The 15,135-nt window shown below is 68.6% G+C and carries 14 protein-coding genes; all 14 read left to right on the top strand.

Going from position 1 to position 15,135, the window contains the following annotated elements:
- Positions 1-70 precede the first annotated feature (70 nt).
- Positions 71-1,552 carry a 6-hydroxynicotinate reductase gene (locus V5F74_RS00545; protein WP_374251225.1) on the top strand — a complete coding sequence of 494 codons (1,482 nt, stop codon included), beginning with the start codon at positions 71-73 and terminating at the stop codon, positions 1,550-1,552.
- A gap of 58 nt (positions 1,553-1,610) precedes the next feature.
- Positions 1,611-2,531, top strand: a complete 921-nt coding sequence (locus V5F74_RS00540; RefSeq protein WP_394007439.1) for a UPF0280 family protein — start codon at positions 1,611-1,613, stop codon at positions 2,529-2,531.
- Positions 2,524-3,108 (top strand): amino acid synthesis family protein, encoded by a 585-nt coding sequence (locus tag V5F74_RS00535; RefSeq protein WP_029558411.1) that lies wholly within the window; start codon positions 2,524-2,526, stop codon positions 3,106-3,108. Before V5F74_RS00540 ends, V5F74_RS00535 begins: the two co-directional genes overlap by 8 nt.
- A complete protein-coding gene (locus V5F74_RS00530) occupies positions 3,105-3,689 on the top strand; it encodes an amino acid synthesis family protein (RefSeq protein WP_394005649.1) in 585 nt (194 codons plus the stop codon). The genes V5F74_RS00535 and V5F74_RS00530 overlap by 4 nt, the downstream gene beginning before the upstream one ends.
- Positions 3,690-3,741: 52 nt before the next feature.
- Complete coding sequence (locus tag V5F74_RS00525) at positions 3,742-4,938, top strand: ABC transporter substrate-binding protein (RefSeq protein WP_394005647.1); 1,197 nt, start codon at positions 3,742-3,744, stop codon at positions 4,936-4,938.
- Positions 4,939-5,248: 310 nt separating this feature from the next.
- Entirely contained in the window at positions 5,249-7,132 is a 1,884-nt protein-coding gene (locus V5F74_RS00520; RefSeq protein ID WP_394005645.1) for an ABC transporter permease, read from the top strand.
- Entirely contained in the window at positions 7,132-7,914 is a 783-nt protein-coding gene (locus V5F74_RS00515) for an ABC transporter ATP-binding protein (RefSeq protein ID WP_029558415.1), read from the top strand. The genes V5F74_RS00520 and V5F74_RS00515 overlap by 1 nt, the downstream gene beginning before the upstream one ends.
- Positions 7,911-8,615: an ABC transporter ATP-binding protein gene (locus V5F74_RS00510; RefSeq protein WP_024279159.1), complete on the top strand. Its 705-nt coding sequence runs from the start codon at positions 7,911-7,913 to the stop codon at positions 8,613-8,615. Before V5F74_RS00515 ends, V5F74_RS00510 begins: the two co-directional genes overlap by 4 nt.
- A gap of 117 nt (positions 8,616-8,732) precedes the next feature.
- On the top strand, positions 8,733-9,182 hold the full coding sequence (locus V5F74_RS00505; RefSeq protein WP_051679473.1) for a MarR family winged helix-turn-helix transcriptional regulator: 450 nt from the start codon (positions 8,733-8,735) through the stop codon (positions 9,180-9,182).
- 304 nt (positions 9,183-9,486) lie between these two features.
- Positions 9,487-10,050, top strand: a complete 564-nt coding sequence (ahpC, locus tag V5F74_RS00500; protein ID WP_024279157.1) for an alkyl hydroperoxide reductase subunit C — start codon at positions 9,487-9,489, stop codon at positions 10,048-10,050.
- A gap of 167 nt (positions 10,051-10,217) precedes the next feature.
- A complete protein-coding gene (ahpF, locus tag V5F74_RS00495; protein WP_374251231.1) occupies positions 10,218-11,807 on the top strand; it encodes an alkyl hydroperoxide reductase subunit F in 1,590 nt (529 codons plus the stop codon).
- A gap of 38 nt (positions 11,808-11,845) precedes the next feature.
- Positions 11,846-12,754: a LysR substrate-binding domain-containing protein gene (locus V5F74_RS00490; RefSeq protein ID WP_029558418.1), complete on the top strand. Its 909-nt coding sequence runs from the start codon at positions 11,846-11,848 to the stop codon at positions 12,752-12,754.
- A gap of 154 nt (positions 12,755-12,908) precedes the next feature.
- Complete coding sequence (locus V5F74_RS00485) at positions 12,909-14,486, top strand: sensor histidine kinase (protein ID WP_374251233.1); 1,578 nt, start codon at positions 12,909-12,911, stop codon at positions 14,484-14,486.
- Entirely contained in the window at positions 14,483-15,103 is a 621-nt protein-coding gene (locus tag V5F74_RS00480; RefSeq protein WP_394005641.1) for a response regulator transcription factor, read from the top strand. Before V5F74_RS00485 ends, V5F74_RS00480 begins: the two co-directional genes overlap by 4 nt.
- Positions 15,104-15,135: the final 32 nt, after the last annotated feature.

Genomic DNA, 15,135 nt, shown 5'->3' with positions numbered 1-15,135 from the left:
GCTGTCCCGATTTTCATTAGTGTACATATGAAATCGGATGCCCCCGCTGCGGGGCCGGAGCCGGGGTTCCATGGCCGAAGAGTCCACCATCACCGCCCGCGCCGAGGATGACAAGATCCGCTGCGATGCGTGCCCGGTCATGTGCTACATCCGGCCCGGTCTCACCGGCGCCTGCGACCGCTACGCCAACCGCGACGGCGAGCTGATCCGCGTCGATCCCCACATCGTGCTCGATCGCACGCTGGCGCAGGGCGGCAAGGTTGTGCCCTTCGATCGCGGCGGCGACTGGGACGGCCGGCTCGTGGCCGGCGGCGAAGCCTTCGTCACCGCTGTGGGCTCCGGCACCACCTATCCCGACTACAAGCCCGCGCCCTTCATCGTCTCCGCCGAAGTGAACGGCGTGGACATGGTGACGGTCGTCACCGAAGGCATCTTCAGCTACGCCGGCGCCAAGGTGAAGATCGATACCGACCGCTTCATCGGCCCCGAGCAGGCGGCGGTGCGCGTGGATGGCGAGGCCGTGGGCCATGTCACCACCTCGGAATATGGCTCGCAGATGCTGTCGCTCGGCGGCGTGCATCACCTGACCGGCGGCTCAAAGAAGGAAGGCCGCGTCACCTGCGAGGCGCTGCTGGAGCTGTGCAACGGCAAGGCCGTGGAACTCGCCATCGACGGCGGCGCCACCCTCGTGGTGCAGGCCGGCAAGGCACCCATCGTCAACGGCGCGGCAGAGGCGCGGATGCGGGTGGGCTGCGGCTCCGCCACCATCGGCATGTTCGCCAAGCAGTGGCACGGCAAGGTGGACGAGGTGGTGGTGGTGGATGACCACATCACCGGCGTTCTCTCCGAGCATCAGGCCGGCAAGCTTCTGGGCATCCGCGACACCGGCATCCGCATGAAGGGTCGCCGCTCCACGCCCGGCCGCTACTTCCAGGTGGCCGAGCCGGGCCTCGGCTGGGGCGGCACCAACATTTCCGATCCGCTCTCAATTCTCGGCGCGTTCGACGCCAAGCTGGCGTGGCCGGGCCTGCGGCTGCTGCTCGTCTCCACCACCGGCGAGCATTATGGCTACTACGTCCTCGACGAGCATCTGGTGCCGGTGGAAACCGAGGTCCCCGCCGATCTCTACCCTTCCGTGGAGCGCATCCGCGAGAATTGCGAGCCGGCGCTCTCCTCCGTGCTGTTCATGGCCGGGGCCGGCGGTTCGCTGCGCGCGGGGGTGACGGAAAATCCGGTGCGGCTCACCCGCTCGGTGAAGGATTCCATCACCCGCGTCACCTGCGGCGGCGCGCCGGTCTATGTCTGGCCGGGCGGCGGCATCACCTTCATGGTGGATGTGACCCACGTGCCGGAGAACGGCTTCGGCTATGTGCCGACCCCGGCGCTGGTGGCGCCCATCGAGTTCACCCTGCCGCTCGCCGCCTATGAGGCGCTCGGCGGCCACATGGACCATGTGCGCCCGGCCGCCTCGGTGATCGAGCGCGAGGCGGTGCGCGAGATGGCGCCCTTCTCCGATATTCCGTGGCCGCTCTCGGCCCGGTCGCAGGGCTGAGATGATGCTGCGCCCCGCCGACATCCCCGCTCCAGCGCCCCGCGTCGCGACGCCCGCGATGCCGGTGCAGCGGCGCCTGCCGCAGGCGGGGCTGCTGGCGGACGGGCGTCGGCTGCATCTGAACGACGGCCCCATTGATCTCGTGATCGAGGCCGATGGCCCGGCCGACGTGGTGGCCTCCGCCTATCGAGCTGCGACGGACCGCCTCGCGGGCCTTCTGGACACGTTGTGCGGCGAGCTTTCCCTGCTCCGCCGGCCGGCCCATCCCGGGCCCTGCCCCCTTCAGGGTCCGGTGGCGCGGCGCATGTGGGCGGCGGTGTCGCCCCATGCGCGCGCTGGCTTCATCACCCCCATGGCGGCCGTTGCCGGGGCGGTGGCGGAGGAGGTGCTCGCCGCCATGGTGCGGCCCGGCCTCACCCGCGCCTTCGTCAACAATGGCGGCGACATCGCGCTCTATCTTTCGCCCGGTGCCGAGTTGGTGGCGGGCATCGTGGACCGGCCGGACCGGCCGCGCGTGGTGGGCTCCGCCCGTATCGCCGCCGATGGCCCGGTGCGCGGCATCGCCACCTCGGGCTGGCGCGGGCGCAGCTTTTCGCTCGGCATCGCCGATGCCGTGACCGTGCTGGCGCCCACCGCCGCGGCGGCGGATGCGGCGGCGACGGTCATCGCCAATGCGGTGAACCTGCCGGGCCATCCCGGCATCGTCCGCGTCCCGGCGCGCGAGGTGCTGCCCGACAGTGACCTTGGCCTGCTCAAGGTGACGCGCCACGTGCCTGAACTGACGCCCGCCGAGCGGGACGAGGCGCTGGCCGAAGGCCTCGCCTGCGCCGGCGCGCTGGTGGCGCGCGGCCTCATCACCGCCGCCGCGCTGCACCTGCAGGGCGCCAGCGTCTCCACCTGTCCGGTGGGGGATGCACCCCTGTCATCCCGTCCGATTTCCCTTGCCGCAGAACAAGAAAGAGGCGTCGCCCATGCCTGAGGTCAAGATCCGCAAGCAGGTCCGCATTCTGGAGGAGATCTTCCACGAGGGCGGCCCCGCCGCCGCCACCCCGCGCAAGCGCGGCGCCATCGTGACGGTGATCGAGAACCCCTTCGCCGGCCGCTATGTGGAAGACATCGCCGGCTTCATGGAAGACCTGAAGCCGCTGGGCGCCGCCATGGCCAAGGAACTGCTGGCGGCCCTCGGCGGCGACGCCAAGGCCATCGACGGCTACGGCAAGGGCGCCATCGTCGGCGCCGCCGGCGAGATCGAGCACGGCGCGCTCTGGCACGTGCCGGGCGGCTACGCCATGCGCGAGGCGCTGGGCGATGCCAAGGCCATCGTGCCCTCCACCAAGAAGGTGGGCGGGCCGGGCACGCGGCTCGACGTGCCGGTGACCCATGTGAACGCCTCCTACGTGCGCTCGCATTTCGACGCCATGGAAGTGGGCGTGTCCGATGCCCCCAAGGCCGACGAGATCGCCCTCGTTCTGGTCATGACCTGCGGCCCGCGCGTCCATGCCCGCGTCGGCGGCCTCGCGGCCGAGGCCATCAAGGGCGAGGACGGCCTGCGATGAGCGCGAACATCCGCAAGATCGTCACCATCGTCGAGGAGACGCGGACCGAGATGGGCCGCCCCGTCTCCCCGCCCACCCGTCGCGCGGCGGCCATCGCGGTGATCGAGAATCCGTTCGCCGGCCGCTATGTGGAAGACCTCGCCGACCTCATCGCCATGGGCGAGGAGCTGGGCGGGCTTCTGACGCAGAAGGCGGCGGAGGCCCTCGGCATCGAGGGGCCTTCCGCCGAGAGCTACGGCAAGGCGGCGCTGGTGGGCGAGAATGGCGAGCTGGAGCACGCCGCGGCCCTGCTGCACCCCAAGATGGGCGCGCCGGTGCGCGCGGTGCTGGGCAAGGGCGCGGCGCTCATCCCCTCATCCAAGCGGCGGGGCGGCCTCGGGGCGGATCTGGACATTCCGCTGGGCCACAAGGATGCGGCCTTCGTGCGCAGCCATTTCGACGGCATGATCGTGAGCGTGTCGGATGCCCCGCGCGCGAACGAGATCGTGGTTGCCGTGGCGGTCACGGATTCCGGACGGCCGCTGCCGCGCGTCGGCGGGTTGAAGAAGGACGAGATCAAAGGCGAGGACGGGCTGAGATAGGCCACGCCCCGCGCGCGGACGGTTCACGGGACATCATAAAAGGGGAATGGACATGAAGAAGCTGGTCGCGGCATCCCTCGCCGCTCTCCTCCTCGCCGCAGGCGGGGCGCGGGCGCAGCAGGGCGAGATCAAGGTAGGCGAAATCAATTCCTATTCGGCGCTGCCCGCCTTCCTCGATCCCTATCGCAAGGGGATGGATCTGGCGCTGAAGGAAGTGAACGATGCCGGCGGCATCAAGGGCAAGAAGCTCGTCATCATCTCCAAGGACGACGGCGGCAAGCCGGCCGATGCGCTCACCGCCGCCAACGAGCTGGTCTCGCGCGACGGCGTGGTGATGATCGCCGGCGGCTTCCTCTCCAATGTCGGCCTCGCGCTCGCCGACTTCGCCAAGCAGAAGCAGGTGATGTACCTGGCCGCCGAGCCGCTCACCGATGCGCTCGTCTGGTCCAAGGGCAACGACTACACCTTCCGCCTGCGCACCTCGAACTACATGCAGGCCGCCATGCTGGCGGAAGAGGCGGCGAAGCTCCCGGCCAAGCGCTGGGCCACCATCGCCCCCAATTACGAGTTCGGCCAGTCCTTCGTCGCGGTGTTCAAGGACCTCCTGAAGAAGCGCAAGCCGGATGTGGAGTTCGTGGCCGAGCAGTGGCCGCCGCTGAACAAGATCGACGCCGGCCCGGTGCTCCAGGCCATCGACGCCGCCAATCCCGAGGCCATCCTCAACGCCACCTTCGCCGGCGACCTCGTGAAGCTGGTGCGTGAGGGCAACACCCGCGGCATCTTCAAGAACCGCGTGGTGGTCAGCTATCTCACCGGCGAGCCGGAATATCTCGACCCGCTGAAGACCGAGACCCCCGAGGGCTGGATCGTCACCGGCTATCCCTGGTACGGCATCAAGACCGCCGAGCACCAGGCGTTCCTCGACGCCTACCAGCAGCTCCACAAGGACTATCCGCGCCTCGGCTCCATCGTCGGCTACTCGACCGTGAAGTCCATCGCCGCGGCGCTGAAGGCGACCGACGACTACTCCACCGCCGGCCTTCTCAAGGCGATGAAGAACCTCAAGGTCTCCACTCCCTTCGGCGATGTCGTCTACCGCGAGGCGGACCACCAGTCGACCATGGGTGCCTATATCGGCACCACCTCGCAGAAGGATGGGCAGGGCATCATGGTGAACTTCCAGTTCAAGCCCGGCGCCGACTACCTGCCGCCCGAGGCCGAAGCCGCGAAGCTGCGCCCGGCGAACTGAGGCGGATTTTTCCGCCCGTCATGGCCGGGCTTGTCCCGGAAGTCGGCTGTTGCCGACTTCCGCCCTCAAAAACGGAACCCGCAAACATGCGGGTTCCGGCCATCCACGTGGTCCGGCCGGGTATTTCCTTCGCAGGATTATTCCTGCGGCCCGACGTGGATGCCCGGGACAAGCCCGGGCATGACGTACCGAATGCTTGAACAAAGCGCGGGCGGCGCCAGTCAGCCGCCCCCGCATCCGGCCCCCGCCCTCGACGGCGGGTGGCCCAAAAAGATCAAAACTTCCAGCAGGTGAACGAGAGGCTGAAGCCGTGGAATTTCTTCTGGTCCAGGCCCTGAGCGGGCTCGCCAGCGCCGCGTCGCTGTTTCTGGTGGCGTCGGGGCTGTCGATCATCTTCGGCGTCACGCGCATCGTGAACTTCGCCCATGGCGCCTTCTACATGCTGGGCGCCTATATGGCCTACACGCTGACGACGCGCTTTGCCGGGCCGCTCGGCTTCTGGGGCGCCATCGTCGCGGCGGCGATCATCGTCGCCTTGCTCGGCGCGCTGATGGAGATGGTGCTGTTGCGGCGCATCTATCAGGCGCCCGAACTTTTCCAGCTCCTCGCCACCTTCGGCGTGACGCTGATGGTGCAGGACCTCGTGGTGGTGATCTGGGGCCCGGAAGACCTGCTTGGCCCGCGCGCCCCCGGCTTCACCGGCGCCATCAGCCTGTTCGGCCGCATGGTGCCCACCTACGATCTCTTCATGATGACCCTCGGCCCGGCGGTGCTCGGCATCCTGTGGCTGTTGTTCCACAAGACCCGCTGGGGCGTGCTGGTGCGCGCGGCGACGCAGGACCGCGAGATGGTCGCGGCGCTGGGCGTGAACCAGAAATGGCTGTTCACCGGCGTGTTCGCGCTGGGCGTCTTCCTCGCCGCGCTGGGCGGCGCGCTGCAGATCCCGCGCACCACCGTGACCCACGCCATGGACCTCTCCATCATCGTGGAGGTGTTCGTGGTGGTGGTCATCGGCGGCCTCGGCTCAGTGTTCGGCGCGTTCGTGGCGGCCATCATCGTCGCCGAGCTGAACGCCTTCGGCATTCTCATCCTGCCGCAGATCTCGCTCATCACCGTGTTCCTGGTGATGGCGGTGGTTCTGGTGGTGCGGCCCTGGGGCCTGTTCGGCAAGCCGGAGAGCGCGCCCCGTGCCGCCGCCGGCCTCACCATCCGGCCCTGGCGCCCGTTCACACAGATAGAGCGGGCCGGCGTGGCGCTGGTGGTGGTCGCGGTGGCTGCGCTGCCCTTCTTCCTCGGCAACTATGCCCTCACGGTGGGCGCGGAAATCCTCATCTACGTGCTGTTCGCGGCCAGCCTGCACTTCATGATGACGGTGGGCGGCCTCGCCTCCTTCGGCCACGCCGCCTATTTCGGCCTAGGCGCCTATGGCGCGGCCTTCCTGGTGAAATACATGGGCGCGCCCATGGAGGCGGCGCTCATCGTCGGGCCGCTGCTGGGCCTCGCCGGGGCGGTGCTGTTCGGCTGGTTCTGCGTGCGGCTCTCGGGCGTCTATTTCGCCATGCTGACGCTGGCCTTCGCGCAGATCGCCTGGTCCATCGCCTTCCAATGGGTGGACGTGACCGGCGGCGACAACGGCCTGCTCGGCATCTGGCCGGCGACGTGGGCATCGCGTCCGGCCGGCTTCTTCTGGCTTGCGCTGGGCATCGCGGTTGTGGGTGTCGGCGTGCTCAGGATGCTGGTGTTCTCGCCGTTCGGCTATGGGCTGAGGGCGGTGCGCGACAGCGCGCTGCGCTCGGAGGCCATCGGCCTTAACCGGCAGCGGATGCAATGGGCGGCCTTCATCGTCGCCGGCACCTTCGCCGGGCTCGCGGGTGCGCTGTTCGCCTTCCTCAAGGGCTCGGTCTTCCCCGACTACATGGCCATTCCCACCTCGGTGGACGGTCTGGTGATGGTGCTGCTCGGCGGCGTGGAAACCGTCTCCGGCGCGGTGGTGGGCGCGGTGCTCTACAAGGCGCTGGCCATCTGGCTGATGAGCCAGACCGACCTCTCCAAGCTGGTGCTGGGCGGCGTCATCGTCGTCATCGTGCTCGCGTTTCCCAAGGGGGTCGTGGGCTTCATCGAGGATCTGCGCCACCGCTGGCCCCGCAAGGGCAACGGCGCAACCGTTGGCGCCACCAAAGCGGAGGCCGCGTGATGAGCCCGCTGCTCGAAGTCAAAGACCTGATGAAGTCCTATGGCGGCGTCCACGCCGTGCGGGGCGTGTCCTTCACGGTGGAAGCGGGGCAGATGCTCGCCCTCATCGGCCCCAACGGGGCGGGCAAGAGCACCTGCTTCAACATGCTGAACGGCCAGATCCCGCCCGATGCCGGCACGGTGCTGATCGAGGGCCGGGACATCAAGGGCCTGCCGCCGCGCGCCGTGTGGCGTCTCGGCGTCGGCCGCACCTTCCAGATCACCGCCACCTTCGCCTCCATGACGGTGCGCGAGAACGTGCAGGTGGCGCTCCTGTCCTTCCACGGGCGCATCTCCCGCGTGTTCGGCTTCGCCGGCGCGGCCTGCCGGGCGGAGGCGGATGCGCTGCTCGCCCTTGTCGGCCTCACCACGCAGGCGGAGCGGCCGTGCGGCGAGCTGGCCTATGGCGACCTGAAGCGCTTGGAATTGGCGGTGGCGCTGGCCAATGAGCCGCGCCTCCTCCTCATGGACGAGCCCACCGCCGGCATGGCGCCGCGCGAGCGGGTGGAGCTGATGCGCCTCACCGCCGAGATCGCCCGCGCCAAGGGCATCGGCGTGCTCTTCACCGAGCACGACATGGACGTGGTGTTCGAGCACGCCGACGAGGTGATGGTGCTCAACCGCGGCCAGCTCATCGCCCGCGGCACCCCGGCCGAGGTGCGGCGCGACCCGCAGGTCCGCGCCATCTATCTCGGCGAAGGGCTGCTCTACGACGCACGGCACCGCGAGGGGACTGCGGCATGAAACTTCAGGTCTCGAACCTCAACAGCCACTACGGCCCCGCCCACATCCTCTACGACGTGGGCCTCGAGATCGGCGCCGGTGAGGTGGTGGCGCTGCTCGGCCGCAACGGGGCGGGCAAGAGCACGACCTTCCGCTCCATCGTCGGCCTCGTGCCCCAGCGTGCGGGTACGGTGATGTTCGACGGCGCCGACGTCTCGCGCCTGCCGACCTACGAGATCGTGCGGCGCGGCCTCGGCTACGTGCCGGAGGACCGGCGCATCTTCAGCCATCTCACGGTGGAGGAGAATTTCGAGGTGGGCCGGCAGGCGCCGCGCCCCGGCGTCGCCACCTGGACGCCGGACATGCTCTACAAGCTGTTCCCGAACCTCGGCGAGATGCGCAAGCGCCCCGGCGGGCAGATGAGCGGCGGCGAGCAGCAGATGCTCACCATCGGGCGCACCCTGATGGGCAACCCCTCCCTCGTGCTGCTGGACGAGCCGTCCGAGGGCCTCGCGCCCAAGATCGTGGAGCAGATGGCCGACGCCATCCTCGCCATGAAGGGGGAGGGGCTCTCGGTGGTCATCTCCGAGCAGAATTTGCATTTCGCCAAGCTGATCTCGGATCGGGCCTACATCATCGAGAAGGGGCGCATCCGCTTTTCCGGCACCATCGCGGATCTGGAGGCCAATCCGGAAATCCGCGACGCCTATCTGGCGGTCTGAGCCATGGCGTCGGAGCCCAAGGCCCTGCGGACGTCCCGCGCGCCCCGGAAGGTGGCAACGCCCGAGGTGGCCGATGCCACGCCCCCGAAAGCCACGCCCCCCAAATCCACACCCCCCATGCAGGTGCGCCGCCCCGTGCGCCGCTCGCGGGCGAACGCGCCCTATGTGCTGGACGAGCAGGTGGGCTTCATCCTGCGTCAGGTGGGCCAGCGCCATGCCGCCATCTTCGCCGCGCGCATCGGCGACGACCTGACCATGACCCAGTGGGCGGCCCTGTCGAAGCTGGCCGAGACCGGCCCCTGCTCGCAGAATCTGCTCGGGCGTTTGACCGCCATGGATGCCGCCACCATCAAGGGCGTGGTGGACCGCCTCGTGCGCCGCGGCTTCGTGGAGACTCGCCCGGACACCGAGGACGGCCGGCTGCTGGTGGCGGTGCTCACCGCTGCCGGCGAGGAGGCGGTTGCCCGCGCCAGCGTGAACGCCTTCGCCATCACCGAAGAGACGCTGGCGCCGCTGGATGCCGCCGAGCGCGCCATGCTGCTGAAGCTGCTGGACCGGCTGCGGTAGGCGCCCTCCAACGGCGGGATTCGGCACGCGCCTTTCGATCCGCGCGAGCACGGCCGCGCTCCCTCAGGGCCGATGGTAAAATGCGCGCTTCTGTCGCAGCGCGTCAACGTCAGCCGGGCCGTGCGGCCCTCGGCAGCCAACCTCTTGTTTCCCGCGCGAAATCAGGGTTCCTGCGGTCTGATTGATAGAGTGAGACTATCGATATCGCGTAACTTATCTATTTCACATATGGCATCCGCCCCCATATGTTGCACTGCGATGGCTTCGGCCCGTCGTAGCGCAAACACCCCATCGAGGAATTGCCATGTCGCTCGTCAATACTAAGATCAAGCCTTTCACGACGCAGGCTTTCAAGGATGGCAAGTTCATCCAGGTTTCGGACACCGATCTTGCCGGCAAGTGGGCCGTCTTCTTCTTCTATCCGGCCGACTTCACCTTCGTCTGCCCGACCGAGCTGGGCGATCTGGCCGATCATTATGGCGAGTTCCAGAAGCTCGGCGTCGAGATCTACTCGGTCTCCACCGACACCCACTTCACCCACAAGGCGTGGCACGATTCCTCCGAGACCATCGGCAAGGTGAAGTACACCATGCTCGGCGACCCGGCCGGCGTGATCACCAACAACTTCGGCGTCATGCGCGAAGGTCAGGGCCTCGCCGACCGCGGCACCTTCGTGGTGGACCCGAACGGCGTCATCCAGGCCGTGGAAGTCACCGCCGAGGGCATCGGCCGTGACGCCGCCGACCTGTTGCGGAAGATCAAGGCTGCCCAGTACGTCGCCTCCCATCCTGGCGAGGTCTGCCCTGCCAAGTGGCAGGAAGGCGAGAAGACGCTGGCGCCCTCCCTCGATCTCGTCGGCAAGATCTGAGGTTTTACGACCCGATCCGGCCTTGAGGCGTTTGCCTTGAGGCCACACCGGCTCCCGAAAGGGAGGCGCCCCGACCGTCCGCCGCGGCCTTTGGCCAGCGGCGGACGTGGCCCTTTTGTACCCCGCCGGCTCATTGATCCGGCGTGTTTTTCTGCCGGAGGATTGCCATGCTCGACTCTGCCATGAAGACCCAGCTCAAGGCCTATCTGGAGCGCGTGGTCCGCCCCGTCGAAATCACCGCCGCGGTGGATGGCGGGCCGAAGTCGAAGGAAATGAGCGAGCTTCTGGCCGATATCGCCGAGCTGTCCGACAAGATCACCGTGCGGGAGCACCAGGAGCCGGGGGCGCGCGTGCCGTCCTTCTCCCTGTCGAGCCCCGGTCACGACATTTCCCTCACCTTCGCCGGCCTGCCCATGGGCCACGAATTCACCTCCCTCGTGCTGGCGCTGCTCCAGGTGGGCGGCTATCCACCCAAGGTGGAGGAGGCGGTGATCGAGCAGGTGAAGGCGCTCGACGGCGACTTCGTGTTCGAGACCTATTTCTCCCAGTCCTGCCAGAACTGCCCGGACGTGGTGCAGGCGCTGAACCTCATGGCCGTGCTGAACCCGCGGGTGAAGCATGTGGCCGTCGACGGCGCCCTGTTCCAGGCGGAGGTGGACGCGCGGCAGGTGATGAGCGTGCCCACCGTCTATCTCAACGGCGAGGTCTTCGGACAGGGCCGCATGGGCATCGAGGAGATCGTCGCCAAGCTCGACACCGGCGCGGCCGCCCGCGACGCCAAGCGCATGGGCGAGATGAACCGCTTCGACGTGCTGGTGGTGGGCGGTGGCCCGGCCGGCGCGACGGCCGCCATCTATGCCGCCCGCAAGGGCATCCGCACCGGCGTTGCCGCCGAGCGCTTCGGCGGGCAGGTGCTGGACACCATGGCCATCGAGAACTTCATCTCCGTTCCCTACACCGAGGGGCCGAAGCTCGCCGCCGCGCTGGAGCAGCATGTGCGCGAGTATGAGGTGGAGATCCTGAACCTCCAGCGCGCCGTCAAGCTCGTTCCGGGCAAGGACGTGGTGGAGGTGGAGTTCGCCAACGGCGCCAGCCTGCGCTCGCGCACCGTCATCCTCGCCACCGGCGCCCGCTGGCGGCAGATGAACGTGCCCGGCGAGGACGCCTATCGCAACAAGGGCGTGGCCTACTGCCCCCACTGCGACGGCCCGCTGTTCAAGGGCAAGCGCGTGGCGGTCATCGGCGGCGGCAATTCCGGCGTGGAAGCGGCCATCGACCTCGCCGGCATCGTTTCCCATGTCACGCTGATCGAGTTCGACAGCCAGCTGCGCGCCGACGATGTGCTCCAGCGCAAGCTCAAGAGCCTCGCCAACGTCACCATCCTCACCTCCGCCCGCACCACCGAGGTGCTCGGCGACGGCCAGAAGGTGAGCGGCCTCACCTACGAGAACCGCAACACCGGCGACATCCACACGGTGGAGCTGGAAGGCATCTTCGTGCAGATCGGCCTCCTGCCCAACACCGAGTGGCTGAAGGGCGTGGTGGACCTCTCTCCCCGCGGCGAAATCGTCGTGGATGCCCATGGCCAGACCTCGGTGCCCGGCGTGTTCGCGGCCGGCGATTGCACCACCGTGCCCTACAAGCAGATCGTGATCGCGCTGGGCGAAGGGGCGAAGGCCTCGCTCTCCGCCTTCGATCACCTGATCCGCACCAGCGCCCCCGCCGAGGACAAGGAGGCGGCCGTCAGGGCCGCCTGATTGGGCCGCATGACCAGACCGGCGGCGGGCCGGACACCATGACCCTGCGCGAGCTGCAATATCTCCTCGCCCTCGCCGACACCCGCAGCTTCCGCCGGGCGGCGGAGCTGTGCAGTGTCAGCCAGCCCACCCTCTCCACCCAGATCCGCAAGCTGGAGGAGGAGCTGGGCGTTGCCCTCATCGAGCGCACGCCGCGCAAGGCCATGCTCACCCCCGCCGGCCGCGACGCAGTGGAACGCGCGCGGCGCATCCTCACCGAGGTGGAGCAGCTCAAGGAGGCGGCCCACCGCAGCCGCCATGCGGAGGGCGGGGCGCTGAAGCTCGGCGTGTTCCCCACCCTCGGCCCCTACCTGCTTCCCCATGTGGTGCCGCTGATCCGCCAGCGGTTTCCCGAGCTGGAACTGCTGCTGTTCGAGGAGAAAAGCGCCAACCTCATCCAGCGGCTGAACCTCGGCACGCTGGATGCCGCATTCCTCGCGCTGCCGGTGCATGACAGCCATTTCCACAGTGAATTCCTGTTCGAGGAGCCGTTTCTCCTCGCGGTCCCGGGCAGTCACAGCCTCGCCGGGCGGGACACGCTGGGGGTCGCGGAGCTTGCTGGCCAGAACCTGATGCTGCTGGAGGAGGGGCACTGCCTGCGCGATCAGGCGCTGGACGTGTGCCACCAGTCCGGCGCGCGGGAGAAGTCCGAGTTCCGCGCCACCAGCCTGGAAACCCTGCGCCAGATGGTGGCGGCGGGCGTCGGCATCACGCTCCTGCCCATGCTCGCGACGCGCAATCCGGTGCCTCCGGCCCAGAATATCCACCTGCTCGCCTTTTCGGATTCCCGCCCCAGCCGGCAGATCGCGCTGCTCTGGCGCAAGACCTCGGCGCTGGGGCAATTGCTGCATCAGGTGGCCGACATCTGCCGCGGGTTGCCGGAAGACCTGCTGACCTTGCGCCACTGAGCGGCCCTCGATTGTGCCGTTGCGGCACCCCTTACCTGCCGTATTGAAATTTCCGCGCGCACGCCCCTCGTCGATTTCCGCGCCCTTCAACCGGTGCTAGAAGGCTGAAGTTCGAGCCGGCAAATCAGCCCCCAGGGGGAGGGAGGTCGAAGCAGTGATCCGGCGTACCTTCGCGTTCAGGTCCGTCGCTGCTCTCCTTCTGGTCTGGATCGGCCTCGTCGCGGTTTTCGCGATGTTGATGATCCGGAGCAACCTGTCGCGTGCCGATGCGGAGGTCGAGGCCGAGGGCGTCGCCCTGCATCGGCTCCTGTCCCAGCGGGTTGCCCAGCACGACGCCCATCTCACCAGCCTCGCCGCGCTGGTGCAGGCGAGCGATCCGCCGCCAGCCGAGACGGTCCGGCAGGTGGCCACGGGCATCATGCGCTATTACCGCCGCATCCTCTCCATCCGGGTGCTGGAGATGACCCCCGATCAGGTCATCGAGACGCTGGTCGCGGTGCCGGGCGAGATGGAGGGCACGGTGATGCCCCGGTTCGCCCAGCTCGTCTTCGGCCAGAGGGCGGGGGAGGCGCGCTATTATGTGGAAGCCGATCACCCCGAGCACTATTTCCTCGGCAAGCGCGCGGGCAGCGACCGGCGCCTCGCCATCATCCTGGAGATCGATCCCAACGGCCTGCTGACGCCTGAGGAGCGGCTCTCCAGCGACCGCATCAGCCTGAGTCTCGGGCCGTACGCGCTGACCGGTCGCCCGCCCGTGGCCGAGCCCGGCGCCTTCGCGACGCTCACCTTCTTCCGCCCGGCGGACAGCACCACCCAGCCGGTCAATCTCGGCATCGAGCGGCCGGTCTCCTTCTACAGGGCCGTCGCCCCGGTGCCGGTCGCGGCCTTCGCCCTGTTCTCGCTCCTCGCCTTGTTCGCCGGGCGCTACACGCTGATCCAGCGGCACGAGGCGCGCCATTCCCAGCAGCTCGCCGCGCTGGCGGAGGAGCGCAGCCGCCTGCTGGAGCGCGAGACGCAGCTCGCCCATGCCGCGCGGGTCAACTCGCTGGGCGAGCTCGCCTCCGGCATCGCCCACGAGCTCACCCAGCCGCTGACCGCCCTGTTGAGCCAGAGCCAGGCGGCGCTGCGCCTGTCCGGTCCAGAGGGCGACCCCGTGCGGCTCTCCGAGGCGCTCGACGCCAATGTGCGGGAGGCGCGCCGGGCCGGTGAGATCCTTAGGCGGATGCGCGATTACATCGCCCGCCGGGCCAGCGAGCGCACGGCGGTGGACATCAGCGACGTGGTGGACGACGCCGCGACCCTCGCCCGCGCCGACCTCGCCCGCCGCGGCATCGCGCTGGAACTGGATCTGGAACGCCCCATGCCGCTGGCCAACGCGGACCCGGTGGAGCTGGAGCAGGTGCTGCACAATCTCATCCGCAACGCGGCGGACAGCCTCGAGGAGCGCGACGGGCCGGACAAGCGCATCCTGATCCGCACCTTCGATGCCGGCGAGACGGTGGCGATCCGCGTCAGCGATACCGGCAAGGGCATTTCGGCGGACGTGCTGCCCCGGCTATTCGAACCCTTCTTCACCACCAAGAGCGAAGGCATGGGGCTGGGCCTCTCCCTGTGCGCCACGCTGGTGGAGCGGGCGAGCGGCACCATCGAGGCCGAGGCGCGGCCGGGGGAGGGGGCATCCTTCCTCATCAGCCTTCCCGCTTTGGCCGAACGCCGGCTGGCGGCGCAGTGAGCGCTCCCCGCGTCTATCTCGTCGATGACGATGCCGCCGTGCGGCAGGCCCTCACGCTGCTTCTTTCGACCTACGGCATGACGGTGGAAGCCTTCGCCGACCCCGAGACCTTCCTCGCCCATGTGGACCCGGAGCGCCCCGGCTGCCTCCTGCTCGACCTGAGGATGCCCATGATCTCCGGCATCCAGCTCAAGGAGAAGCTGGCCGCGCGCGGCATCGACTGGCCGGCAGTGATGATTACCGGCCATGGCGACGTCAACGCCTGCCGCCGCGCGTTCCGCGCCGGGATGGTGGACTTCCTGACCAAGCCGGTGGACGAGCAGGTGCTGCTCGATGCCCTCGGCACCGCCGCCCGCGCCCTCGATGCCCTCATGGAGCGGCGCGAGGCGGCTTCCCTCCTCGCCAGCCTCACCGAGCGCGAGCGCGAGGTGCTGGACATGGTGTGCCGTGGCTGGGCGACCAAGGAAGTCGCTGCCGCGCTCAGCGTTTCCCCGCGCACCATCGACGCCCATCGGGCGAACATCGCCGAAAAGCTCGGCACCTCCTCCGTGGCGGATTTCGTGCGCATGACACTCAACGCCCGCGTCCTAGGTAGTTCTACCGATCCCGCCCGGTGAGGCGACGGATTCAGCGCGCGGCTCTCCCGGCC

Origin of the sequence: Xanthobacter aminoxidans (assembly GCF_043193615.1) — a bacterium.
Taxonomy (GTDB): Bacteria; Pseudomonadota; Alphaproteobacteria; order Rhizobiales; family Xanthobacteraceae; genus Xanthobacter; species Xanthobacter aminoxidans.
This window is presented reverse-complemented; position numbering and strand designations above follow the sequence as displayed.

Excerpts from the sequence above, each read along its gene's own strand:
- V5F74_RS00540 (WP_394007439.1), top strand. The coding sequence starts at position 1,611 with ATGCCGGTGCAGCGGCGCCTGCCGCAGGCGGGGCTGCTGGCGGACGGG.
- V5F74_RS00535 (WP_029558411.1), top strand. The coding sequence starts at position 2,524 with ATGCCTGAGGTCAAGATCCGCAAGCAGGTCCGCATTCTGGAGGAGATC.
- V5F74_RS00530 (WP_394005649.1), top strand. The coding sequence starts at position 3,105 with ATGAGCGCGAACATCCGCAAGATCGTCACCATCGTCGAGGAGACGCGG.
- V5F74_RS00510 (WP_024279159.1), top strand. The coding sequence starts at position 7,911 with ATGAAACTTCAGGTCTCGAACCTCAACAGCCACTACGGCCCCGCCCAC.
- V5F74_RS00515 (WP_029558415.1), top strand. The coding sequence starts at position 7,132 with ATGAGCCCGCTGCTCGAAGTCAAAGACCTGATGAAGTCCTATGGCGGC.
- V5F74_RS00505 (WP_051679473.1), top strand. The coding sequence starts at position 8,733 with ATGCAGGTGCGCCGCCCCGTGCGCCGCTCGCGGGCGAACGCGCCCTAT.
- ahpF (WP_374251231.1), top strand. The coding sequence starts at position 10,218 with ATGCTCGACTCTGCCATGAAGACCCAGCTCAAGGCCTATCTGGAGCGC.
- ahpC (WP_024279157.1), top strand. The coding sequence starts at position 9,487 with ATGTCGCTCGTCAATACTAAGATCAAGCCTTTCACGACGCAGGCTTTC.
- V5F74_RS00490 (WP_029558418.1), top strand. The coding sequence starts at position 11,846 with ATGACCCTGCGCGAGCTGCAATATCTCCTCGCCCTCGCCGACACCCGC.
- V5F74_RS00545 (WP_374251225.1), top strand. The coding sequence starts at position 71 with ATGGCCGAAGAGTCCACCATCACCGCCCGCGCCGAGGATGACAAGATC.
- V5F74_RS00525 (WP_394005647.1), top strand. The coding sequence starts at position 3,742 with ATGAAGAAGCTGGTCGCGGCATCCCTCGCCGCTCTCCTCCTCGCCGCA.